The organism is Verrucomicrobiales bacterium, assembly GCA_016793885.1.
Taxonomy (GTDB): Bacteria; Verrucomicrobiota; Verrucomicrobiia; order Limisphaerales; family UBA11320; genus UBA11320.
The window spans coordinates 13,619-39,266 of sequence record JAEUHE010000141.1 but is presented as its reverse complement, the minus strand read 5'-3'; the positions used below and the strand labels follow the sequence as shown (position 1 = coordinate 39,266).

The 25,648-nt window shown below is 60.2% G+C and carries 15 protein-coding genes; 7 read left to right on the top strand and 8 right to left on the bottom strand.

All coding sequences use genetic code 11. From position 1 onward, the window contains the following. Positions 1-4: 4 nt before the first annotated feature. Positions 5-1,636, bottom strand: a complete 1,632-nt coding sequence (locus JNN07_15760; protein ID MBL9169196.1) for a hypothetical protein — start codon at positions 1,634-1,636, stop codon at positions 5-7. Positions 1,637-1,886: 250 nt separating this feature from the next. On the opposite strand from JNN07_15760, the gene JNN07_15755 reads away from it, so the two are divergent. From JNN07_15755 to JNN07_15740, 4 genes are all read left to right on the top strand, one after another. Then, positions 1,887-2,447 carry a YeeE/YedE family protein gene (locus JNN07_15755; GenBank protein MBL9169195.1) on the top strand — a complete coding sequence of 187 codons (561 nt, stop codon included), beginning with the start codon at positions 1,887-1,889 and terminating at the stop codon, positions 2,445-2,447. Positions 2,448-2,462: 15 nt separating this feature from the next. Continuing rightward, positions 2,463-3,053, top strand: coding sequence for a YeeE/YedE family protein (locus JNN07_15750; protein MBL9169194.1), 591 nt, complete (start codon positions 2,463-2,465; stop codon positions 3,051-3,053). Between the two features lie 10 nt (positions 3,054-3,063). Continuing rightward, entirely contained in the window at positions 3,064-3,720 is a 657-nt protein-coding gene (locus tag JNN07_15745) for a DUF3365 domain-containing protein (GenBank protein MBL9169193.1), read from the top strand. A 268-nt stretch (positions 3,721-3,988) separates the two neighbouring features. After that, positions 3,989-5,743 carry an SBBP repeat-containing protein gene (locus tag JNN07_15740; GenBank protein ID MBL9169192.1) on the top strand — a complete coding sequence of 585 codons (1,755 nt, stop codon included), beginning with the start codon at positions 3,989-3,991 and terminating at the stop codon, positions 5,741-5,743. Positions 5,744-5,810: 67 nt separating this feature from the next. Here JNN07_15740 and JNN07_15735 read toward each other — a convergent pair whose 3' ends face one another. The 4 genes from JNN07_15735 to JNN07_15720 all read right to left on the bottom strand — a co-directional run bounded on the left by JNN07_15735 (position 5,811) and on the right by JNN07_15720 (position 13,236). Continuing rightward, the gene (locus tag JNN07_15735; protein MBL9169191.1) at positions 5,811-7,742 is read right to left on the bottom strand and encodes an immunoglobulin domain-containing protein; all 1,932 of its coding nucleotides are present in this window, start codon (positions 7,740-7,742) and stop codon (positions 5,811-5,813) included. Between the two features lie 234 nt (positions 7,743-7,976). Beyond that, positions 7,977-9,488, bottom strand: coding sequence for an ankyrin repeat domain-containing protein (locus JNN07_15730; GenBank protein MBL9169190.1), 1,512 nt, complete (start codon positions 9,486-9,488; stop codon positions 7,977-7,979). Positions 9,489-9,502: 14 nt separating this feature from the next. Next, entirely contained in the window at positions 9,503-10,846 is a 1,344-nt protein-coding gene (locus tag JNN07_15725; GenBank protein ID MBL9169189.1) for a DUF1552 domain-containing protein, read from the bottom strand. Beyond that, entirely contained in the window at positions 10,843-13,236 is a 2,394-nt protein-coding gene (locus JNN07_15720) for a DUF1592 domain-containing protein (GenBank protein MBL9169188.1), read from the bottom strand. Before JNN07_15720 ends, JNN07_15725 begins: the two co-directional genes overlap by 4 nt. Before the next feature lie 322 nt (positions 13,237-13,558). Here JNN07_15720 and JNN07_15715 point away from each other — a divergent pair, with 322 nt between their 5' ends. Beyond that, positions 13,559-14,329 (top strand): sigma-70 family RNA polymerase sigma factor, encoded by a 771-nt coding sequence (locus JNN07_15715; GenBank protein MBL9169187.1) that lies wholly within the window; start codon positions 13,559-13,561, stop codon positions 14,327-14,329. Between the two features lie 70 nt (positions 14,330-14,399). Further along, on the top strand, positions 14,400-17,810 hold the full coding sequence (locus JNN07_15710) for a protein kinase (GenBank protein ID MBL9169186.1): 3,411 nt from the start codon (positions 14,400-14,402) through the stop codon (positions 17,808-17,810). A gap of 272 nt (positions 17,811-18,082) precedes the next feature. Here JNN07_15710 and JNN07_15705 read toward each other — a convergent pair whose 3' ends face one another. Genes JNN07_15705 through JNN07_15695 form a run of 3 tightly spaced genes read right to left on the bottom strand, consistent with a single transcriptional unit; the run spans position 18,083 to position 20,046 of the window. Further along, positions 18,083-18,493: a hypothetical protein gene (locus JNN07_15705; protein MBL9169185.1), complete on the bottom strand. Its 411-nt coding sequence runs from the start codon at positions 18,491-18,493 to the stop codon at positions 18,083-18,085. A 36-nt stretch (positions 18,494-18,529) separates the two neighbouring features. Further along, entirely contained in the window at positions 18,530-19,444 is a 915-nt protein-coding gene (locus tag JNN07_15700; GenBank protein MBL9169184.1) for a nucleotidyl transferase AbiEii/AbiGii toxin family protein, read from the bottom strand. Next, a complete protein-coding gene (locus tag JNN07_15695; protein MBL9169183.1) occupies positions 19,441-20,046 on the bottom strand; it encodes a type IV toxin-antitoxin system AbiEi family antitoxin domain-containing protein in 606 nt (201 codons plus the stop codon). The genes JNN07_15700 and JNN07_15695 overlap by 4 nt, the downstream gene beginning before the upstream one ends. A gap of 252 nt (positions 20,047-20,298) precedes the next feature. On the opposite strand from JNN07_15695, the gene JNN07_15690 reads away from it, so the two are divergent. Then, positions 20,299-25,605, top strand: a complete 5,307-nt coding sequence (locus JNN07_15690; GenBank protein MBL9169182.1) for a LamG domain-containing protein — start codon at positions 20,299-20,301, stop codon at positions 25,603-25,605. Positions 25,606-25,648: the final 43 nt, after the last annotated feature.

Sequence of the window (25,648 nt, the reverse complement as noted above, 5' to 3'; positions counted from 1 at the left end):
CCCACTATTGCGACACTCGGAAGAAGCACCCCGGTCCGGCCAGGGCGGTCTCGATGACAGCGCGCCCCTGCGCGTCGGCCATTGCTTCAGCGGCCAGAGTCCACGGACCTTTCAATTCCCTAGCCGCAAACAACTGCAGACGCGCACCCGGAGTGGAAACGACCTCCAGCACGCCGTTGGGCGGAAGGATTCGGACCCAGCGCAGGACGAGGGCCGAGGAGGTGTTGCGACGCTCGAATGCACCCAGATCGAAGCCAACGCCCTGCGGCCTGGAAACGCCGCGCTGGTCCGTTACCACGAACTCCGAGTGAGGGGCGGCATCGATGGCAGGACTGTCCGCCAGCAAGGAAACGGTCCAGGTAGGTCCCCCGTTGTCTTCGAGCGTCCCGAGTCGCGGATCAAGACCAGACCGGCTTCCACCCGCCTGAAGATGACCGCTGTCGTCTGAGCTAAGATTGTAGCCCACGTCGATGACCGTTCCGGCGAAGTTGCTGCTACCAGCAGCGTGCGCAAAAACGCTGCGGCTGATTCGCACACTGGAGTGGTCGGAGGCGATGGCCCCTCCGTTTCCCGGCCTGGATCCGAAGCTCTCAGCCGCCACGTTGCCCACGAAAGTCGCATGAACAATGGAGACCGTATTCGATTCAGAATCAGAGAAAAGTGCGCCGCCCCGGTGAGGCGCCGCTTGCCCTTCCCCGAGAGGACCCTGCGGAAGGGATTCCAGACGCGCGGTGACGGTGTTTCGATACCACGTCGAGTTGAGCGCTGTAAGAACACCATGATTCGCCATTGCACCACCGCTTCCCTGCCCGCTTCCAGAATAGGCAAAACTGCCCGAAAACCGTCCCTCACCACCTCGAGCCTCGTTACCCGAGAAGGTGCAGCCTACAACGTCAAGCTGCCCGGAACTCTCAATGGCTCCTCCGGAGGCATCGGCCCCGCGGTGTTGAAAGGGTTCGCTCATGCCTCTACCGCCCTGAGCCGCGTTGGAAACAAATTGGCAATCCACCAACTGAACCACCCCCCGATCATTGTAAATCGCTCCTGCCCGGGCCGAGGTGGCGCCGAAGCGCACGGACGAAGGCTGCTCGGACAGGACCAGGCCGTCGCCACCGCGGGCGAGGTTCCCGGTCCACTGACATCGCAACGCGTTGATCGTGCCTCCCATGTTGTCGATAGCCCCTCCCAACCCTTCCGTGCCGGCCGAACTCACGCCCTGAGCGAGGTTGTTCTCGAATCGAACATCCCGTAGGGTCAATTCCCCACCGCGACTAGAAATTGCCCCACCCCGCTGGGCAACACCATCGCGAAGCCGAATCCCTCGGAGCTCGCAAGCAACGCCGAACTGAACCACCAGGATCTGATGAAGGCCGCCTCCGCTTAACGTGACGTCGTGGCCTGCGGCGTCTAGATACAGTCGTTTGGAAACGATGAGGGTAGCGGGGATCTCGATGGTAGCATTGCAGGTAAAACGGTAGAACCCGCCCGTGGTTACAGCCTCGCGGAGAGAAGCATAACTGCAGCCGAGCGGATTGATCGGCTCAAAGATGGCGGCGGAGACCCGGAAATCGACCGCAGCCAAGCAGAGCGCGATAACCGACAACCGGAGGCGGAGTCGGCGAAAGGCGTTAGTCATAAGGCAATCCAGTTGCACGGGCTCGAGACCGCTCGGCCTCCACCCACCGCGGAGGCAGGTGACACGCGAGACGAAAGGTGATCCATTAGGCACTTCTAATGCACCCACCACAGGAACGCAAGGGAGTGGCGAGCTTAAAGGTAGGTCGGGAAACCAGCTTCCGGGCTCAGGATTGCCTCCGGCTAAAGGTTTGTAACTTTCGGCCAGATCGCGGCTCGGATAGACACGAACAGTTATGCAACACGCAAACATGAATCCCGAAACGGCGGTGCGCGGGCGGTGGAATCCCTATTTAGTTGGCGTGTGTTTAGGAGTCCTTAGCTGGATTGCATTTGGTCTATTGAATCAACCCCTGGGTATCTCCACTGCCCTCTCCGCGGTATCGAGCGTGTGCGCCATTCCCCTGATCGGATCCGAAGGGGTTACTCAAAATGCCTATTGGGCTAAAACGCCGTTGAAGCTGGATGGCGGCATGCTGTTCCTGATCGGAACCTTCCTCGGAAGCCTCCTCAGCGTGATGCTCAGTCGGTCCTTTAAGGCCGAGAAAGTGCCATCGGTCTGGAGGGAGCGGTTTGGCGGATCGGTTGCGAAACGATTTGTGGTGGCCTTTTTGGGGGGAGTTCTCCTGATGTATGGCGCCCGCATGGCGGGTGGATGCACCAGCGGACATGGGATCAGCGGCAGTCTCCAGTTGGCGCTGAGCAGCTGGACCTTCTTCCTGACCCTATTTGCGACCGGGGCTGCGACCGCCCTGCTGCTGTTCGGAAAACGCAACCCCACCACACTCGCCTCGAGTACCAAACAACCCTAAACCGGGAAACCATCTATGGAACTTCCAGTCTCAGCCGAAACCGCCCGATGGCTAGCCATACCGATGGGAATGCTCTTCGGCATGCTCCTGCACCGCGGCGGAGTTGCGCACTACAACGTCATCGTCAATCAATTCCGATTTCGCGACTTCACCGTGCTCAAAATCATGTTCACTGCCATCCTGGTCGGTGGAATCGGAGTGCTGCTTCTCAAACAGTCAGGTCATGCACAGTATCACATCAAGCCCGCGAATATGCTGGGTGTCACCCTCGGAGCCAGCTTATTCGGGATCGGCATGGTCCTCTATGGATACTGCCCGGGTACCGGGGTAGCTGCACTGGCAACGGGCAGTCTTCATGCTTTGGTCGGATTCGGCGGAATGATGGTGGGCGGAGTCTTATATGCCCTGAGCTTCAAGTGGGTGGAAAGTCATATCCAAACCGTTGCCGCGCTAGGGAAATTGCGATTGCCCGACGTGACTGGAGTTCCGGACGCAGCGTGGTTTGCGATGCTTTGCGCCTTGGCTGCAGTCGTTTTCTGGGCGATCGAACGGCACGAACGAAACCGCAGGAGCAGTCGGCCCATGATGAATCAACCCGTCAGCTAAGCCCAAGTCAATGATGGCACCAAATACATCCTTCTCGAAGGGTCTCGCTTACCTAGCACTCCTGATAATGGGAGGCGCTTCCTACGAACCCGCTCGGGCCGCGGAGCCGACGGCCCAGGAGATTCCACCAGCGCTCAAACAAGAGACGGTCAAGCGCGGCAAGGCCATCACCTCAGAGACCTTTGGGCTGCTGAGTTCCAACCTTGTTTCGGTTCTCAAAACAGGTGGCATTAGCAACGCACTACCCTTCTGTTCCGCTGTGGCGTCGCCGCTGGTCGGCGGCGTGGCCAAGAAGCATGGAGTCTTGCTGCGCAGGGTGACTCACAAGCCGCGCAATCCGGCAAACCGAGCCAACGAGGCCGAGCTAAAGGTCTTGAGCCAATTCGAAGCCTCACTAGCGGCATCGACTAACCTCCCGCAGCCAATGGTGGTTCAATGGATGCCAGATCAAGTCACCTTTCTCGCCCCCATCGTGATCAACAACTCGGTATGCCTTCAGTGCCATGGCCGTGTCGGAAAGGACCTTTCGCCGGAGCAGACGGGTCTGATCCGAAGACTGTACCCCCAGGACGAGGCCACGGGTTTTGTGACGGGTCAATTGAGAGGAATCTGGCGAATCGATTTCCCCATGAGTTTGTTGACAGCTCCCAAACCTTCTTCTAACTAAGCCTCCATCAGAAGATCGGTTACTTTTCCGCAGGACAATACCTAGACCAAGGCAGGGAGAGACTCTGTCGAGCCCATGCAGGCCCAATAGGTGCAAGGGTGGAACGAGCCACGGCGAGGAGCGACAAGGAGTGATCGAGGCCAAGAGGAGAGGGAGCGGGACCAGATCCGAGTAATCAGAATCTCCATAGCCCCTTTCATCTTCAATGCGCTCTGTGCCTGCATATCGCTGCTTGCCTCTAAAGCCGGAACCGGCTTAGGATGGCACCATGGATCATTTTGAAGTTGTTCGATCCGAACCTCGAGATCGGCGTGTGTTGCCCGGCGTCAGCTCTTGGGGGCTCATCCTTTTAATCTTGGTTGCCTGGGCGATCCCTGTGGGGGCCGACAACGCCAATCTGTCCTGGGCCAAGCGTGCGGGAGGAGGCACGACCGATGAGGGCTCCGCCATAGCGGCCGACGAACTGGGAAACACCTACATCACAGGATACTTTAAACTCACCGCCACTTTCGGAGCGGGGGACCCAAGTCCCGTGCAACTCACGGCGCTGGGCCAAGATGTGTTTGTAGCGAAGTATGGACCAGGAGGCGCACTGCTGTGGGTTCGGCAAGCGCGTTCCCAAGCGGGTTGGGGATCCGGCATTGGTTTGGATGCAGCCGGCAACTGTTACGTATTTGGGCACTTTGGACCCACCATCACCTTTGCGTCTGGAACCCCCCAACAGGTCTCGTTCAACGCGCTGGCCAATGATTTGTTCCTCGCCAAATACGACAAGGATGGGAATTTTCTATGGGCCAAGCAGACCCAGGGCTCGAATAGCGAAACCGCGAACGGCATCGCCGTCGATCAGGCCGGCAACTCCTTCGTGACCGGACGGTATGGCTCCAACCCGGTGACGTTCGGAGCGGGTGAATCCAATCAAACTGCCTTGCCCGGGCTCGGCAGAAACAACGGCGAAGATGTGTTCATAGCCAAGTACAATCCCAACGGGCAGTTGGTGTGGGCGAAGAGCGCCGGCGGAGCGACGGGTAACGGAGGTATGGGAATCGACATCGACGACTCAGGAAACGCGTACGTGGTGGGCAGATACAGCGGCACCGCCACCTTCGGCCCCGGTGAGGTCCATGAGACGGTGCTCAAGGGACCGCTCGGGAGCAACTACGAGATTTTCGTGGCAAAATACCTGAGTGATGGAACGCTGGCCTGGGTTCGTAGCGGACTGGGGCAGGCGGAACACGATGAGGGCACGGCGATCGCCGTAGATAAGGATGGCAACAGCTACGCGACGGGCACTTTCCGCAGCCGCGCACCCTTCGCCGGGGAACTGAATCAAACTCAACTCGATGAAGGCGGATCAGCTGACATTTTCGTGGTCAAACATGACAAGGACGGAAACCAACAATGGGTGAAGATGATGGTTGGTCCTGCTGATGAAGTGTCGACGGGCATCGCCGTAGGATCAGATGGCAGCTCCTACGTGACCGCCCACGGATTCCACCTCGTCGTCGGCGCCGAGGAGGATCACGAAACCAGCCTTAACGGCGAGGGTCAGGGGGACGTTTTTATAGCCAAACTGGACACCCAGGGCGGACTGTTGTGGGCGCGGTCAGACGGGGGGATCGGCGATGATCGGGCGATGGGTATTGCCGTCGATAAAACCGGCGGAATCCATGTCGTGGGAAGATTCGGTCAAACCGCAGTTTTCGGCGAGGGCCAACCCACTCGCGCCTCCCTCACGTCGGCCGGAGCTACCGATACTTTCATCGCACGGTATCAGGTAAAGGTGGATGCACTCCAACCGGCACGCTTTGTCAACTACAGCCTTCTGTTCAACGGCAATCCTCAGCTGCGCTTCTCGGGCTCGGCTCAAAAAACCTATGATATTTTCCGGGCCACAACACTTACGAGTCCCAGCTGGACTGCGGTGGGAACCGTTCTCACCGACGGAAGTGGTAACGGATCCTTCGAAGATCAGGATGAGGATTTGACCTTCCCGGCATACTACCGGGTTGATGGAAAGTAAACGGGGGCACTGCCGTGCCCTTCCCCATGCCGGGTCGCTCGACGGGAACCCGGCCACCGAAATTCACCTACTCCACGAGCACGGTATAAAAATGGTAGTCCCCCGAAGCATCCTTTTCAAAACCGACTCGGGCATTCGAGCTGGGCTGGAGGGTGTCCCCAGTTAATTCCCAGTCCGGAACGTCCAGGCGGGATCGGGTGAGAAGTGAATAGCGGAACCCCGCGATGGCATCGAACTCGAGTCTCACCGTACCGTTCATTCCCGAAACTTGGAGGACAGGAGGCGTCGGCAACGCACGGATCCGTCCTGGCGAGGCGACGTCGGAGGTGAGCTCTGCTTGAATCGCGCCATGGACGCCCGCAGCGCTTAAGAAACCAAATTCCTCGCGGCTGGGGTCATAGATGAAAGAGAACCCTGCTGTCGCCATTTCAAAATCGACGCTGGCAACCAGGTCGGCAGGATCCGTGGCCTGAGCATCCCAGAGTCGGATGCTGTCACCCGATGCCCCCAGACTTAATCCTGAACCGGTGTAGGTGACAATTTGCAGCGTGGCCGATAGAGCCGAGTTACCCCACCAGCTGCGAAACTGCACAGGGGTCAGCTCCTCACAAAACACCACCGATTCCCCGGGAAGGATGACCAGACCGGACGGGAGGACGAACGCATCCGTCAACGCGCCGGAGTTTTCGTTGAACCGCCAGCCCGATAGGTCCACGGGCTGCGATTCAAAGCTGGTTAGCTCCCACCAATCGGCCGTCGGAACATTGGGACTCGGGGCCAAGCTCGACATGGCTTCCGTGATCCTCAAATCAGGTTTAGACCGCAGGGTGAGCATGGCCGTGTTAGTAATTGCTCCGCTCGCATTGGAGGCCACGATCTGGTATTCGCCGGCTCGGTCAGGTGAAAGGTCGGAAAGTTGGAGCTGGGCATTGGTCTCTCGGCTGAGGTTCTGTCCGCTGAAACTCCATTGATACGTAGGCACGGGGTATCCGACGGCCGAGCTGACTAGAGTTGCGCTTCCACCGACGAAGGCGACTTGGTTGGTCGGCGAAACCGTGAACCGCGGAGGAGCGGGACATTGTGCCGGGAAATAGTATAGAGCCGGATTCCTTCCCTCGCTCACAGTGACATAGCCGGTCCCATCGGGCAGCAGAGCGATACCCTCCCCGTTCGGTTCAGTGGGAGGGCCAATGACGGGAATAAGCTGTCCCGGAAGCGCCAGAGTTTCACCGACCGATTGATCGAGGCACCGGCCCCACGACATGGCCAACTCCTCGCGTCGCAATACGATTTGCCGACCATCCGCCGAAATGTCCCCTCCCGACGCCTGATTGAAAAGAACGGTTCCAGCAAACTGCAAGGTCGCCGAACTCCCGTTAGTAAGCCCCGTAAGGTTGGCGCGATAAAGACGGGAGCCCATCTGCTGCTTCGTGGCGATGAACACATCTCCGGAGATGGGGTCGACCATCAATGTTTCGGCATCGTAAAAGCCATCGGGATACACCAACACAAAAAGCTCCGCATCCTTAAAACTCGGGGATCGGGGTTTCGACGCCCAGGCCAGATCCACCGCGGGCTCGGGAATGCGCAGGATCTTCACTCGACTGCGCGCCACGTCGGTCCCCTGATTGCCACCAACGTCTCCCACATAGAGGTACGAGAGACCAGCCACTGGCCCCGGCCCCACTGCGATATCTTCGGTATCATCCAACTTCTGACTGTATTCAAAGGAGGCCAGACGTTCCGCGTCGCGGTTGAAAGCGTAGACGATGGGGCGGGATCCATCGTTCACAATCCACACCACTCCGGGGTTGAGCCGGCTCGCGGCAATACCGGACGCCTCGGAAAGGGAGTTCAGAGTGATCGTTCCCTGCGTCCGACCTGATCCAATCGTGGTGCAGGCATCACACGCTGCCTGAACGAACGAGGACCGAAGGGCACAGACCATGACCAAACCTAGCCAAATCCATTTTCGTTGCCATCGCTCCGCGTTGTACATAGCTCATCTACCAAGAGTTTTTCATTCTAATACCGGTCAATGCCACCCGCACCAGCCAGCGTCGTTGACTCGACCACGGTGGGTTTCTCGAGGCTAATGTGCCTTCGCGCGGTGCGAACGCAAGGGACCCTCGGATCCAGAGATGATCCGCGGGAGTTGGGTAAACGATTGGATGCCTTTCGGAGCGCTCGTCCACCCAGCAGTCCTCAAAGTCGGGTGGCAAACTCGGCCGGCTTAAGGCTTCTTCTGAAGGGCGGTGGGCTCCCAATCGGAGTTCTTGAGCACGGGCGGAGTTGTGGTGACGGGCGGTGGAACTCCAGCGGCAATCATGACGCGTTCGATGGCTTCGGCGGTCTCGGCCGAGGGTTTGAAATTTCCGGGTCGATACCCCCGAGCCAGCATGAGCGGGGTCGATCCGAAGCGATTTTCCCGGTTCCAGATGTCGATGTTGGCTCCGTGATCCGCCAAGAATTGCACGACCCTAGGGAGGTTCTTAAGGGCGGCGCCATGCATGGCGGTCTCGCCATTGGCATCCACAGCATTCACGTCGATGCCTAGTTTCAAAAGCAACTGTGCCGCCTCGAGCACCTCCGACTCCTCGCCAGCGGCCTCGGTCGCCTGGTCGGAACCGACATGAATGCCACAGGCCACGATGAGTGGAGTGCATCCCTCCACGTTGGTGATCGTGGGGTCGGCCCCGAGTTCCAGGAGCAACTTCATATAAGGCAGATCCGCCGTTGCCGCGGCCATGAAAAAGGGAGTCGCTCCTTTCGGGTTGAACTTACCCAACCCACCCCGGCCGGTGGCGAGACGCGCATTGACATCCGCTCCGCGCCGCACGAGCGCCCTAACGAACTGCAAATTGGCGAGTCCGTTCAACTCAGGCGGCGGTGGCGCTCCAAAATCCTCGCCGCGCGGCGGCTTGCGCACCCAAGTCATCATGTGCAAAGGCGAATATCCCGAACGCTGGTCATTCGGATCGGCTCCCGCCTCGATTAAATCCAACGCGAGGTCATAATGGCCATTCTCGACCGCCAGGACCAATGCGCTGGTTCCCTTGGCTGGCCCCTTGGCCACTGACTTGCGGGGCGACATTACCCCATTGACATCAACGCCTGCTTTAAGCAGGAGCCGGACGGTTTCCCTTCTTCCCTCCCGCGCAGCGAGAAGGAGGGCCGTAAATCCTGAATCCAGGGTAGCTCCAACCTCTGCACCGGCTCGAACAAGAAGGTCAACCACTTCGGTATGGCCCTCGGCTGCAGCCCACATCAGCGCCGTCTGGCCGCGTCGCTCCTTCGCGTTCACGTTCGCACCCTGACGCAGCAGCGCTTGGACAGGCCCAGGTCGACCGGTGCGTGCAGCGGTCATGAGGGCCGTTTCCCCTCCAGACAATGCCGCGTCCGGATCAGCCCCCCGGGCGAGCAGCAACTCCACCGTGGCCGTTTCGCCGCTCTGGCAGGCCAGCGCGAGCGGGGTGACCCCATACCGATTCGTGGCCCCGGGATTCGCCTTGGCTTCCAAAAGCAGCCTCGCCAACTCGAGGTCGTCCTTCAAGACTGCCCAGTGCAACGCAGTCATTCCGTCAGGCTGACTCGCATTCACCTCGGGATGCTGTTTCAACAGCCGCCGCACGGCTGCACGATCCGACCTCTGAGCCGCATCGGCAACCGCGGTGTCGGCCGCCGAGAGAGCCACCTGGGAGGCGGCCACCCAGGTGACCCAGCCCACCGCCGACGCCAGACTCAAAGTGCGAAGATGCATTAAAGGGGCATGGGCTCAAACAACTCGTCCACACGACCGTTGCTGTCGCCGAACTTGTCCAACCTTACCCCCGCTTTATCGAGCAGGGTCAGGTGGAGATTCGCCAAGGGGACCGGCCGATCGTAGCGCAGATGCCGTCCGCCCTTCATTCCACCGGCAGCACCGCCCGCGACGAGAATAGGCAGGTTGGTATGGTCGTGAATATTGGGGTTCCCGATGCCGCTGCCGTAGAGATACAGCGAATGATCCAACAGGGTGCCGTTACCTTCCCGCGTGGCCTTGAGCTTGCCCAGGAATTCTGCGAACAACGAAACGTGGAACTCATTGATTTTCGCCATCCGAGCAATCTTGGCCGGATCGTTGCCGTGATGGGACAGCGGATGATGCGGATCGGGCACCCCAATCTCCGGATAGGTCCGATTGCTGGTCTCCCGCGCGAGTTGGAAGCTGATCACGCGCGTGACATCACCCTGAAAGGCCAGAACCTGGAGGTCGAACATGAGCCGTGCATGAGCGGCGTACGAGGCGGGAACTCCCACCGGCCGCTCGAGGTCGGGCAGCGGATTGTCCTTCGCATCGGCCTCGGCTTGCTGGATGCGCCGCTCCACTTCACGAACTGTATTGAGATACTCGCCGAGGCGAGCACGGTCGCCGGGCCCGAGTTCCCGGTTCAGTCGGGCGATATCCTCACCGAACCAGTCCAGCAAGCTCGCCCGCCTCACCAATGCCGCGCGTCGCTCGGCCGGATTCCCGCCGTCGCCAAACAAGCTCTCAAAGACAATGCGCGGATGCGCTTCCGCCGGAAGCGGGGTCGTGGGTGAAGACCACGAAAGATTGTTCTGATAGGCACAGGCATAGCCGTTGTCACACTGGCCAACCACCTGCAAAAGATCCATCGCGAGTTCAAGCGAGGGCAGTTGTGTTTCGCGGCCGATCTGCTGGGCCGCTAATTGGTCGACCGTGGTGCCTAGGTAATAGTCGTTGCTTTCGGTCAGCTTCGCCTTGGCACAGCTGAGGAACGAGGAATTCGAAGTCGCGTGACTGCCCGGGTACGCGGTCTGCAGTTCTAGATTGGTCAGGACCGTCACCTGGTCTTTCACCGGCGCCAACGAGCCCAGGATGGGAGAGAGTTCGCCCAGGGCTCCGCTGCCGGGCGGTGTCCAGCGCGTTTGGTCGCATCCCATCGGCATAAACACATAGCCGAGCCGGCGCACCGGACGTGCGACCGTCTTGGCGAGCGGCGTGGCGGCCGGAACCATGGCCTCCAGCAACGGCAGCGCCAGCGTCGCGCCCACACCGCGTAGAAAAGTCCGCCTTGGTAGGAATTTCTTGGTGATGATCATGGTGCCTTTCGTAGCTGAAACGGTGTACTGCTAACAATACCCCTTACAATAGCTGAAAGCCGGTAATTGTCAGCCTTCGCGTCGCGAACAATCTGGCGGATGGCGGGCGCATCCTGGGCTCCCACACCCCGCCCAAGGGCGAACGTCATCAGCTTCTCAGTAAATGCGCCGACAAACAGATCAGGGCGTCGCAGCAGCCCCTTCTCTAGTTCGTCCGCGCCACTGAACTTGCTGCCGTCCGGCAGGCCCCCGCTGGCGTCCACGGGCTGACCATCTTCCAAAGTGCGCCAGCGGCCGATGGCATCATAGTTCTCGAGCGTGAAGCCGGGCGGATCAATCAGGGCGTGGCAGCCGGCGCAGGCCACATTCGCCCGATGTTCGGCCAAACGCTGCCGAACCGGCAACGCCTCGGAAATGGTCTTCTCCTTGAGCGCCGGCACGTTCCCCGGCGGTGGCGGTGGCGGGGTGCCAAGAATGTTCTCCAAGATCCACTTACCGCGAATCACGGGAGATGTGCGGGTGGCATAGGAAGTCACCGTGAGCACGCTGCCCTGACGCAACAGGCCGCCACGCTGGCTGGCGGGGTTGAGTGCTACGCGACGGAATTGGCTGCCGTACACATGGGGAATGCCATAGTGCTTGGCCAAACGCTCGTTCAGGAACGTGTAATCCGCACGGAGCAGATCGAGAACACTGCGGTCCTCGCGTAGCATGGACTCAAAATGAAGCTCGGTTTCGCGTCGAAAAGCCTGGCGCAGATTGTCATCGAAGTCGGGGAACAACCGGAGATCCGGAGTGACGGACTCCAAATTCCGCAGGTGGAGCCATTGCTCTGCAAAGTTGCCGACTAGGTTTTCCGCGCGCGGGTCAGCCAGCATGCGTCGGGTCTGCTTTTCCAAGACCTTGGGACGGTGCAAGTCACCCCGCTCGGCGACCGCGAGCAACTCGTCATCGGGAATGCTGCTCCACAAGAAAAACGAAAGTCGTGAGGCCAGAGCCACATCCGACAAACGATACGCCACACCGGGAGCAACATCAGCCGGATCGCGCTCCACGCGGAATAGAAACTGGGGACTGACCAAGATGGCAGCCAGGGCCGCCTCGATCCCCGCCTCATAGCCATCCACCGCCTTGGCTTGGCGGTAAAACTCCAGCGGACCAGCTAGGTCGACATCGCTGACGGGACGTCGATAAGCCCGCCGGGTGAGGTTGGCAATAACCTGCTGCGCGCATCGATCCTCGTCACCGCTGCCCGTCGGCCGGGCGATAAAAATGCGGCGACGACTCGGAGTGTCGCCCGCTCCGGTTGTGTGGTAAGGACCGTTGATGGACACCTGATAAACCGCTGGCCCCAACCGCGGATGACGATGCATGTTGTAGCGCGCCTGATAGGGCTGTCGCTTGGTTTCGAGCAACGAGGAGGGATTCTTTCGGAACGTGACGCCTACGCGCCGTGGTCCCGCTGGTACCGTCAAGCGAACCTTTAAATGGGCGTCGACCTGGTCATGATTTTCATCCTTCGGCGGGGAGACGGTAAAGTGAGCCGCGAGTTTGCCGTCGAGCAATATCTCCAACTCATGGGGCTCCCGCATTCCCTCGACATGTTCGTTGCGGTCTCGCGTGAGGCGAATCTGAATTTCATACTCGCCGTCACGGGGGAACGTGTGAGCGATGAGCATGCCGCCGCGGGTCCCGAAAGGCAGCCCCTCGACGTGCTCCTCCTGAGTCAGGTCCGGCGGGGTCCTATAGGTGTCGCCACCTGGAGTGCGCCGGGGCGCGCCGATGGCGAGGCGGCTGATTTTTTCAGCCGCAGAGAGGTAGCGATTCAGCAACGTTGCCGAAAGGTTTCCCAAAGCCTGATTGTCGAAGCCGTGGCCCGAATCGTCCTTCGGCAGCAAGGCTGTCGCGTCCAGGTCCACCGCCAAGAGATCGCGAACCGCGTTCTGATACTCCGTGCGGCTCAAACGGCGGAAGGTGTCGCTGCGGCCCGGATCCGGATGCTTCTGCGCAGCACGGTCCAGGGTGGATACCAGATAGGCCACGACACTCTGATAGGCCTGCTCGGTTGGCCGCTCCTTCCCCGCTGGCGGCATCTGGCGAGCCTGAAGCTTGCGGACCACACGCTCCCACTCATTGGCATGACGAGCAACACCAGCCTGTTGAATCTCCAACAGATCGAAACCGCCCTTGGTTTGATCCCCACCATGGCAATCCACACAATAGTCCTTGAGCAGCGTCCGTACCTGGGAAGGCAGAGGCGAATCCTCCGGCGAAGCGGCGGCGAGCGTACCAACCAAACCCGCGACCGCCAGGAGTCTCAAGAGCAGAGCCGTCCCGATGGCCGAGCCCGAGCAGAGTAACGGTTCATCGGTGATGTGAATCCGGTTCATGGTGACTACCGCAAAGCGTGGAGCGATGCAGGATTCCGCACAAGGCAAAAGGTTCTCGGAAGGGGGGCGGGTGGGACCAGTTCCGGGTGAGGGCACATTCGCCCCCGCGGGAATTTCCGACTCCGTCGGCTCCTGAAAAGCGGCAGAGGGCTGCCGCACTCCATAGGGTCGAGCGAGTCGCGAAGCGCCTTTGGAGTGCTGTAGCCCTCTACAGCTTTCCGGCACCCCCGGGAGGGGGATCCCCTACCCTCCCCCACCGCAAATCACCCCCGCGGCACCGGGTGAGACAACTTCAAGCTGTTCGGACTGCGCATCCTATGCCATGCTTCTGTACGAATCGGGCGATATGGCTACCTCAGGTCAACAGTCTGGCGAAATCGGACACCGCATCTTTGCAACCACGCACTGGAGTGTGGTCCTTGCGGCAGGTGAAGGCGATTCAGCGCCGGCTCATCGGGCCCTCGAGACACTGTGTTCCGCCTACTGGTATCCCATCTATGTCTACGTCCGACGGAAGGGCTACGGTCCGGATGAAGCCGAGGATTTGACCCAAGAATTCTTCGCGCAGGTGATCGCCAAGGACCACCTGCGGCTGGCGGATAGGACGAAAGGAAAGTTCCGCACCTTTCTCCTGACGATGCTCGACTACTTTCTAGCGCGGGAATGGAGCCGCGCCCATCGCCAAAAGCGGGGAGGACAGTTCAAGTTCATCTCCTTGGACCAACAAACTCCAGAGGAGCGCTACCGGCTCGAGCCGACCGACCAGGAAACTCCTGAAACGAAGTTTCTAAAAAACTGGGCGCTCACGGTTCTGGAGCAAGCCATGAACGCGCTGGAGCAAGAGTGTCAGACCAAAGCCAAAGGAGAACTGTTCGCCGAGGTGAAGGAGCTTCTCTCCAACGATCGGGAGGGTCCGACCTACGCAGAGATCGGTCGAAGGCTCGGCCTGGGAGAGGGAGCGCTTCGAATGACGGTGCTGCGCCTACGTCGCCGCTACGGCGAACTGCTGCGACACGAAGTGGCCCAAACCGTCGGGGAGCCCCAGGAGGTGGACGAAGAGATGCGTCTGCTGCTGAACCTCATCAGCGGATAGACGAATCCGTGGCTCCGAGGTGTGACATTTTCCGGATTTTGGAGGAAATCCCTCAGCAGCCTTAGTTCCCATGGACCCCGATGATCTACAACGATGTCCGAAATGCGGCCGACCCAAGTCCGGGCCGCTGCGCAACAATTGTCCCGCGTGCCTGGTCAGGCTTTGCGTGCCGGGTTGGTCGGGTCCTGAGGGCGACGCGCGCTCGGAGACCGCAGACGCCGACGAATGTCAGGAAGAGTCCGCTGCTCCAAACACCCCCCTGCCCTTCCCAGCGCATCACCCCCATCGTCTGGGCGACTACGAGCTTCTCGGAGAACTCGCTCGTGGCGGAATGGGGGTCATCTATCGAGCGCGGCAGGAAAGCTTGAACCGCTTGGTGGCGGTGAAGGTGTTGCTGGCGGGTCACTTTGCCAGCCCCGCGTTCTTCGATCGTTTTCGTCGTGAAGCAGAAGCGGCAGCGAGCCTCAACCATCCGAACATCGTCTCGGTCTACGAGGTCGGAGCGCATCTGGGCCAACCGTACTTCTCGATGGAGCTCATTGAAGGTCGAAGTCTGGCCGAATGGATTCGCGAACAACCCGTGTCTGCGCGTCCGGCAGCGCTACTGCTCCGAACCATCGCCAAAGCGGTTCACTACGCCCACGAACGTGGTGTACTCCACCGCGACCTCAAGCCCTCCAACGTGCTCATCGATGCCCAGGGAGTGCCGCATGTGACCGACTTCGGCCTCGCGAAGCGACTTGGAGTGCGGCAGCCCTCTGCCGCTTTGGATCCAGCGGTGGAACCGCTCACCGGAATGGCTGGCAACTCCGAGCACTCAAATCAGGCACCGAGGAGTGTGGCGGAACGCGTCCCCCCCCATTCCCGCCAAACATCCGAAGAAGACCTAACCCTCACCGGCCAAGTTCTGGGCTCACCCAATTACATGCCCCCCGAGCAGGCGGATCCCCGACGCGGTCCGACCACGCCGGCCAGTGACGTCTATTCCCTGGGAGCAATCCTGTATCACCTGCTGACGGGCCGCCCGCCCTTCCTGGCCGAGAGCATCACTCAGACCCTCGGTCTGGCGGCCGAAGCCGACCCTGTATCGCCTCGCCTTCTTAACCCGACGGTGCCACGCGATCTGGAGACCATCTGCACCAAGTGCCTGGAGAAGGAGCCCCGAAATCGTTACGCGTCAGCTCAGGATTTGGCCGATGAACTCGATCGCTTTCTCGGCGATGAGCCCATCCGGGCTCGCCCCCTGGCCCCCGCTGCCAAACTCGCACGATGGTGTCGACGCAAACCAGCGCTCGCGTTGGCGATCGGCACCGGGACCGCGTTGCTTCTCGTGATCGCCATTGGATCGCCCATCGCGATCTATCGAATCAACGCCACCCGCCAGCAGGAGGCAACCTTGCGGGCTCGCGCGGAGGAGGCCGAGCGGGAGACCGGAAAGCAACTTTACGCCGCGCTGCTCGAGCAGGCGCGAGCCACCCTATTGAGCGGAGAGATGGGACATCGCGTGAAGGCCCTCGAAGCCGTTCGCCGCGCCGCCAGCCATTCCAAATCGGCGGAGCTTCGACGCGTGGTAATGGGTGCCTTGGCCAAGCCGGACCTGCGCTACGAGCGGGAGCTACCGTATGGGGAAAGCTTCACCCTACGCAGCTTGGATCCGTCCTTCCAGCGGATCGCCGTCGGTCGCGGGAGGGGCCCCATTCAAGTTCGTTCCATTCCGGAGGATGGATTGCTCTTCACCTTACCCGCGAGCACGAACCTCGCGGCTTACGTCGCGGAGTGGAGTGCTGACGGACGATTTCTCGCCATCAAACGCGATTACCCGGGCGGGGGCCTACGTTCCGACCGCGAGATCTGGGAGCTCCCACCCGCTCTCCCCTCCACGCCTACCCCTGCTCAGGCCGAGCGACTTCAGCTGGTCAGAGAGGTGCCCCGTGATGCCGTGTCTTTCCATCCCCGGCTCCCCGTTCTCTTGACCGCACGAGGGACGGATGCCTTCACCCTCGATCTTCGAACAGGCCAGGAAATCAACCGGGTGGGCTTGCCCGGCCTACCCAGCAGGCTGCGCTTTTCGCCAGATGGCACCCAATTCGCCGCACTTTGTGAGGTTGCGGGCTCGTGGCGACTTTCGGTGCACGCCATCACCAACGGCACCTCGCTCGCCATGCGGGACTTCGCGGCCATTCATGCGGACTTCAACTGGCAGCCCGGAGGCCATCAGCTCGCGGTGTGCGATCACCGTGGTCAGGTCCAGTTCATGGACGCCAAGACAGCGGAGATCAGCCCCCTGGGACGCCACAAGTTCGAGGCCGTCACGGTCGAATTCAGCCCCGACGGCAGCTACCTCATGAGTGGTGCCTGGGGCTCTGAGTTGATCTGCTGGGACACCCGGACCCGGCAACGGGCCTTCACGATCGGGCTGGATAGCGCCATCGGACAGTTTCGCGCGGATGGCCTGGCTTACGCGGTGCAACTGCCGTCCGGTATCCGGCTGCACGCGTTCGAACCGCCTGACGGCTTTCGCGAATTCGCCGAAGACCTCGGCACCCGTTTGCAGCAGGCCGCCTTTTCTCCCGATGGCCGCTGGCTGGCAGCCTCCGGCGAAAAACAGCTCGGCATCTGGGACCTGACGATCCAGGGTCCGGGCGCACTGGAGGACCGAGCGTACGACGCGCACTGCTTCTTCACCCCCGACGCCCTCGAGTTGTTCGCCAGCCGGGACCGGGGCAATGGGGACGCGGCCAGTTTTCGCTGGCGGATCGGGCTAGCCGTTAGCGCCGGAGCCCCCCCATCACTCCAACAGCTCCCCCTCCCCAAGCTGGACGAACACAGCTTTCTGTCGCTGCAGTCCAATTGGGTGATTATGACCAGCCGCGAGGGCACTAGCCTGAACACTCGAGAGGGCGTCGAGAACGGAGGACAGGTCTGGCATCGCACAGTCGCCGGCCTGAACCGCGCCTCCTCCGACGGCCGTTGGCTGGGCATACTCCCGCACTACTCGCCATCACTTCAGATCTACAGCCTGCCCGGAATGGAACCGATCGCTCAGCTGACGCGCCTGCCCACACTGGGCAATATCAACTACTTTGAGTTCTCGCCGGCTGGAGATGAGGTGTCACTCTACTCCACCCGCGGTGTGGAACTGTGGAACACCAAAGAATGGAGAAGGACGCAAGTGCTGACGAACTTCGGCCGTCCGTTCTTGTACACGAAGGATGGCCGTAGCCTGTGGTTGACGAAAGGGCTGCAGGAAGCGGGGCTCTACGACAAGTCGACCTTGAAACCAAGGTTACTCCTACCGACCGGCATGCTCCCCCTAGCCGCCAGTGCCGATGGTCGACAGTTGGCTGTAAGCATCGACGCGCAACGTCTGCAACTATGGGATTTGACGGTCTTGGACGAACAACTGCGCACTCTGGGCCTCGGCTGGGATGACACCTCACCAGGAGCCGACCCGAAGGCTCGTCCCAAGTCGGCCCACTGAGCGAACCCGCTCAGACTGCGTGATTGACCCCAACCCTAGAAAGGTGGATGGAAACCACGGAACCAACGGACATGGGAGGAACGGTAGGCCTCGGACTGAAACACAACCTCAGCAAGTCTCATTTTGGCTGGACATCCCAACTGGAAGTGATCATTTCCAGGTGAGGCTTAGGGTGTCGTACGGAGTTGATCGCACAGCGATCGCCGGAAGGTGAACACGAACTCGCTTTACGGGTTCCTCGACGATCTCAATGAACTTCCCCTCAGCTCGTGTTAGAGCATCCTTAGCCAGGTCTCGGATCGATAAGACACTTTCCGCGTTGCGCTTGATTTGATCGGCATCTCGTTGTAACGCGTGAGCGAAGCCGCATTGAAGGACTTTCTCAGCTTCGCGAGCTTAGTGCACACAGCATTGGCCACTTCGGCCAAAGCGAGGACTGAGCGGAAATACTTCCGTGTCTCCTCCGCAACGGGTGAAGGAGGGCTGCGTAGGACCTCTTCCAGAAGTGGCACTATGGTTTTCGTGCGGAACCCGTAGCGTGAATACCGAAGGGCTCCCTCCTTTCTCAAGGCGTTGACAAAATCAGTCTCGTTCTGGGCAAGTGAAGCCAGGAGAATCGACTTTGCTTGATCGAAATCATCGCGCACGACCGCGTCTTTGAAGTCACGGGCAAGTTTACGCATAGGCCGCATCCGTGGCCCGGCTCATTGGCTTAAAGCTTACGTCCACCAAGGCCCTCCGGCCACCCACTTCGCCTTGAAGTCGGTGTTGTTCGCAACGGCCCGCAGGATGGGAAGAAGAAAGCCCGAGAGCAAATCCACGACTTGATCGAGTTCTACGATCTTCTCGGCCTTCACCGCCTTCCGGCAAAATGCGCGCCACTGCGTCCGCTTCATTGGATTTCCACTGAACTCGGCTGAAAGGCCGACTGGTGTCTCGCTCGGAATGACGGTCTTCCGTCGCTCGAATGTTCCCGCGATTGCAGAACTCAATTTGTTACCATCGAAAGTTGTGTTCCGCGCAATGTGCCATAGATCGAAAAAGTCTTTCATGCGGCTGTTCGCGATGCCGAGAGTCACGAGTGCCTGCAATTTTTCGGCGACGACGGTCTCCACGGGATACGCGCGCACCTTCGGCTTGGGAAAATCCAAAAGAGTGGGAAACTCCAACTCCTTTGGTGGTGGGGTTATCTTGTCACCAAAACCCACGTCGACGCCCACGGTGATTCGCGCGTTCCCCAGGTTGGCGATCAGGTTCATCCTGGTGCCGCCATATTCTTGCACGGCGCGGATCGGTTCGCCGGTCACGTCCTTGGAGAACGTCAGCCCGTCATCGGGAACAGGAGATGCGAGAATTTCTTGAAAGACTTCAATAAGTCTCTCGATGCTCTTGTCACCAAAGCCCAACAGATCCACATCGCGTGTTTGCCGGTGCGGGAAGCCTTCCCAAAGCGTAAATAGTGTCGCCCCCTTCAGGACAAAATCCTTCCCGTGCTTGGACACCGAGAGCCGGTAAAGGAATCGCTCTATCGCGTAGGATGACAAGATTTGCTGAAAATCAGCCCCAGCGCGCTCCGCCACATTAGCGAGGCGGTGTCGCACCGAAGCTGCCAGATTCTTTCCTTTTTGACTCACGAGGAAAGCGTCTCCAGATAGGGCATCACGATCTTTGTCACTCGATCGAGTTTTGCGTAACGCCAAAGTTCGTCCATCGTGAAACGCTTCTTGCGCCAGCCCTCATGTAGGGCTTCCAAGGCCACGTCGATCCCAATCTTGTTCCGATACTTGAAACAATCAGCGACCGTACGCGCGACGTTCGTTACCCGAACGCCCCCTCCCTCAACTTGATGCTCCTCGACTCCAGCAGTCAGCGCCTCCCCGGAGAATCGGATGATACGAAGTTCCACTCCTTCCGATTTGGGACGCCATCCCGTTCTGGAGATAGCGATCCAGACCTCGTGAGGGTTTTGGACGGTCAGCTCATGGAAACGAAGTGCCGAAAGCAGGCAGACGATTCCATTCGGCACTCGCTTCATCGCCTCGAGATAGGAGTGCTTTTCGCTGGGGGAGTAATCGCTGAGCGAGTAAAGCCCCCGACTGACCTGCTTCACGGAGCCTTCCTTAACGAGGTCATAGAGCACCCACGCTGGCACCCCGTCCGCCGAAAGATCTCTCGGTCGGATGAGTCCAGACTGGCGAACGATGGATAGTGCCTTTTTCCGTAGCGGGACTGCCATGCCCTCAAGCCTACAACTCCTCTGCTATTATTTGCAACTGCAGAGGTTTTGTAGATCTAGTTCCATGAACCGAACCTCCGAGAAGCCATGGGTGGGAGAAAGTCGACCAGCCAAAACTAGCCACTTCTGCCCCCCAGCGGAGCCAGATCCCCCTACCCGACGAAAGTTTCCTCACTTTTCTTGTGACGTTCCTTCCCAAACCGAGAACAGCCACTGGTGGTGCATCACCCCCACACAAAGATGGCTCTGTTTATGAAGTTCTCGGGTCGGCTCAAGGATAACCTCCTCAGGGGTTTGTTACTGGCGGTGTGCCTATTGCCCGCCCCTAGGTCTGGGGCCCAGTCGGCGCCAGGCCATTCCCTGTTCATCGCCGGCACGGTTAACTATGTGGCCGTGCCGCACGTGGCGGCCTTCAACTCCTTCCCCATCACCGTGATGGCTTGGGTTAACACCACGGTCACCACGGGGCAGCAGGGGCTCGTGAACAAATACGTGGCGAACTCCAGGAACGGGTGGAACCTGTTCCTGCTCAACGGCCGGGTACGGGGATTCTACTTCGTCAGCCCAACCCGAAATGCTTCAGGGGGTGCGGACGGCCTGGATGGCGGGTTCATCGCGGACGGACGATGGCATCACCTTGCCCTCGTCGTGGACGCGGCCGGTGCCCGGATCTATGTCGACGGCACTCAGCGCGGTTCGGTGGCCTGGACCGGAACTCCAGGAGCAACGACCACCACCCAGCAGGTGCGGATTGGCAGTTATCCCAACGGAAATAACAATTTCGTCGGATCCATCTTCATCGACGATGTCCGGGTCTGGAGTGAAAGCCTGACCGTGGCCGGAATTCAAAACAGCATGGACGGAAACCTCCCGACAGGAAGAAGCAACCAGCTGGCCTACTATCCATGCAACGAGGGCACCGGTAACACCATCGCCGACACTGCCCCGCTGGGCGGAAGCAACAATGGTGCATGGGTGGGGCTCTCTTTGTTCACGCCGGTCCTGCCCAACTCCCAAACCCTGGCCGCGACCAGTTTGGGGTTCACTCAAGCAACGCTGAATGGGTTGGCAAACCCCAATCGCTCGACGATCGCGGCAGGTTTCCAATGGGGGCGAACCACCAACTTTGACAACGCCCGAACGGTCCTGACGACGGGTGGTCCGCGTGGGAATGCAGACCAACCGTATAATCTCACGCTTACCGATCTGGCCTTCGATGCGACCTATGTCTATCGCGCCTTCAGCTCGAACAGCGCGACCGCGCAGTTCGGAGTGAACCAAACCTTCCGGACCCCCAGTCCCGCGCAGACCCTCCCAGCCACTTCGTTGCGACTGACGTTCGCTCGGCTGAACGGCGCAGTGACGCCGGTAGGTACAGCCATGACCGCTTGGTTTGAATGGGGGCCGACGACCAATTACGGCAATTTAACGCCCAGCTTTCAGGTGCCCAACGGCCTGAGCGCAACGCCCGTCAGCGCCGAAATCGCTGGCGTGTTCCAAGGCCAAACTGTTCACTTTCGACTGGTCGCCACGAACAACATCGGACGAGGCAACGGAGCCGATCAGAGCTTCACCATCCCGGCTTTCCCCGACCCAGCCGGCATTCCCCCGCGCCGCAGTTCACACTACGCCGTCTCGCAGGGAAATCACGTAGTGTTCGAACCGCGAGCGGATTGGGATCGCGCCGTCGCCATGACCATTGAGGCCTGGGTTTATCCTGAGGAAACCAACCGCCTTCAAACCCTGGTCTCCCATGACGCACCGGGCTCCTATTGGCTGGGATTCTCGCCCCGATTGCGGTTCAGCCGCGGAACGGACTTCGCGGAACTCCCGCGCATCATCCCGGCTCGGAAGTGGACGCACGTCGCTGTCACCTACGATGGCTCCGCCGCTCGGTTTTACCTCAACGGCGAGTTGGCGGGCACCCAGCCTTTAGCCCACGCGGGGGCCGGTCAGCTTCGACAGCTGAGAATCGGGCATGACCAAGTGGGCCCCACCAACGATGCCTCAATCGTCTCGCACTTCGGAGGCGAACTGGACGAAATCCGACTCTGGTCCGTGGCTCGGAGCGAATCGGAGATTCGGGAAGGGCTTTACCGCGAGGTGCGCAATCAACCCGGGCTGGCTGCCATTTTCCCCCGAGGAGGGCGAATTGAGGAAATCTCCGGTTTGGTGGGCTCGGGGTCACCACCCACCGAACAGATTCTCGGAATGTTGCCGCGGGATTTGGTGGTGCCCCTTTCTCCGGTCCCACCCATCGCCGACGGCGGCATCAACCTGGCATCGGAGTACGCCGGCGCTGACCAGATGGTGGTTAGGTATCCCGACCTGCCGGCCCTTTCGGATGGCATTGCTTACTTCATCCGAACCGACGAGAACCTGTTCGTAGCGTTCAGCCTCGATGGACGCGCAGGCTTCTCCCCCAATACCTCTCTCAGCCTATTCATCGACACGACGAACGGACGCCCTGCCCTCGCCGAGCTTCCACAGATACAAATCAAGGTACCGATCGACGGAGACACCAATCACACCACACTCTTGAACGGGGACGGACTCGGAGGCTATTTCGCCTGTCTCACGCCGCCCAACCTCGGGCCGTCCCAACCCTGCACACCGCGTAACCTCTGGCAAGCCACTCAGACATTCTGCGGGGATGATGTGAATCAGAGTGCGTGCGTGGAGTTCCGCGTGTCGCGGACGCTGCTCGGTTCTTTCAACGATTTCGATGGCGTCGCTCTTGGAATATCGAATCTCACAGGGACGGGCGGTTCAAGTTTCACCCCGGAAGAGGCCCTTCCGGCTGTGCCCACCCAATGGGTGACCATGACTTATGGCGATGGCAGCGCCACGCTGCCACGCGTCAGGTGGAACGGGCGGATCTTTGCAAGTCCGACCAAAACCGCGCCTCCGTTGGCCAATCATCCCATGTTTCTCTTTGCCAACGACCTCGCACACGTAACACGAAGCGACAGCTCCGGACGCTTCCGCTTCGACGTCCCCATGCCCGCAGGTCAAACCATCCGCGGTCAACCCGGAACAGTGAGCTTCGCACTGCAAGGTCGTCCAGTAGTCTGCACCAACTGCCTGCCCAATGACGTCGAACCACTCTCCGTGTTCACCAACGGCGTGTTGTATCCGGCTTTGCCGCTCGGAACCACCGGGGTCGTCCAACTCGCCAGCGCCGATTTCTTCCTGCAACCGCCTCCGGGCACTGCAGCCATCACTGGGGCATCGCCGCTCAACCCGCAATGCGGCGCCGTCGTCCGCCAGGGCGAGCCAGGTGGACCCGGCGAGCGCGTCACGCTGAGCGGAACGAATCTGCACGGGAGCATGGAGTTCTTTCTCGCGCCAGTGAGCCCCAGTTTCCCGAACAGCCCGGAGGCGTGGACCCTCCTGCCTGCCGTCGTGAAATCCATCGCCGCTGATGGAACCTCGGTGATAGTCGAAGCCCCCTTCGTGCCCGAGACCGTCCAACTGGAACTCAACGGACCTTTCGTTCTGTCCTTCGATGCCCAAACCTCCTGGCGGTGGGTGGCTCATGACACCTTGTTCCGCCCCGGCCGCATCGAATACAGCACCGTGGGAAACTTCCGAATCCAACGCCCCCCCTACCCCATCACCCACGGCTTCCGATTCGACAATCAGGGAGCAGGTGCCCGGCTCAACGAGTTCCTGGCCTGCTACGGGGAAAATGCCTACATCGGCGATTGTCCAGCGTGTGTCCCCGACCCGCTCTACTGGGGCATTTGGTTCTTCGTCTATGACTACTGGATGGAGGAATCGGGTGGCAGCTGCGTCGGCATGGCCAGCACCGCGGTTCAACTGTTTAATGACATCCGTCAGCCGGTCGACTTCGACCCCGACGCCTTCTTTGCCAACGGAATTCTTGACCCTGGTTTCCCTGGCGATTACGACACCAGCAACATTGGAGGACGCAACAATCGCCCCCCAAAACCCAAGGACGTTTGGGCGGTGATTCGGGCCAATCACGGAGCCCAGACCAGTCTCGAGTATCTCACGCTCGGCCTGGCACAATCCAAATCAGCCACCAGTCTCAGCGGGTTTCCGACCGCGCGGCTCAATGAGATGCGCGGACGGCTCGGCGCCTATACCATCTGTATGCAGCGGGCGGACGGTGGTGGCCACTGCGTGACGCCCTACCGCATCGAAGACAACTTCACCAACAACGCCAACCACACCCGCATATGGGTTTACGACAATGAGAAACCCTGCGAGCCGCCTGACTCCGCGTCATCCCCCTGCGTGACCGGAGCCTTTATCGACTTCGACCTGAGCGCCGACAAGTTCACCTTCGGTGACGAGACCGGGGACGGCATCTTTTCGATTCCGGTCGAAACCTACAGCGGGAGGCGAACCGCACCCATCGCGCTACTCGGGGCGATCGGACCCGTCTTCGAGCTCCCGCAACTGCTCATGTTCATCGCCGGCGGCGCGGATGCGCACTACAGTTCCCCGCAAGGGGAGTGGGGGTGGCGGCCAGATGGCCAATTTGTAGACAATCTCCCCGGGCTTCGGGCGATGGTACCGCTCGGTTCAGGCACCAATCGCACCCGCTCCATTCCGGTGTTTATACAACCCTCCGACGCCGCCTCGTATACCAACCTTTCGGTTCAAATGAACGTCCGATCCTCACGATCGAGTTTCTTCCATGTTTCGGACAATGGAATCTCCCTCCAAATGGAATCAACTCAAGGCACGCCTGGTCATGCCAATCAGATCAAGCTGGGCACGCGGGCCAATCGGCTGTCCTCCTTCCGCTACATACCCCAGGGAGCCGACACCAACTTCACCACCCGCGTTGGGATGTTGTTCCAAACGAACTCGGGAGTGACCTTCGAGTGGAAAGGGCTCAGGAGCGAAGGAAACCGGGCGCAAGAGTTCCGGGCACTTCGGGATCGACGTGCGGTGGAATATTGCAACGAATCCACTCAGATGAACCGGCACTCGTTGCGGATCGACGCCGTAGCTGGATCTCGGGAGAATAATGCGTCCACAGTGTATGGACCCTTCGACGTTCCCCCCGGAGCGATCCATTGCGTGGTGCTGCACGAGTGGCCGAGGGTCAAGCAAGTCCGATCCGAACTTGATCTGAATGCCGACGGCATCCCCGATGAGATCAAGATCGTGACCGGCACCGAAGTCGACACCGACTCCGACGGCCTGCCCGACGCTTGGGAAACCCGGCACCAAGTCGATCCAGAAGCCGCCACCGGCGCGGATGGTCCAGATGCGGACCCGGATGGCGATGGGGTTTCGAATCTCGGCGAATATCTGAGCGACACCGATCCACGTGACCCGCTCTCCGCGTTGCGTCTGACAGCCGCGCTGCTACCCGACGGTCATGTTCGTTTGACCTGGCAGGCGGTCCCAGGACGCTCCTATGACCTACTCTATGCCGACGCCCTCACCGAGAATTTCCGCCAACTCCCTGGCGCAGGCTTCCCGCGCATCGCCACCTCGATCGAGGAGCACTTCGACGACACTGTGTCGGCTGGAAGTACTAAACCTCGTTTCTACCGATTACGCCTCGAGCCATGAAACTCAGTTCCACACACTCTCTCCGTGTCCCGGCAACCGGGCG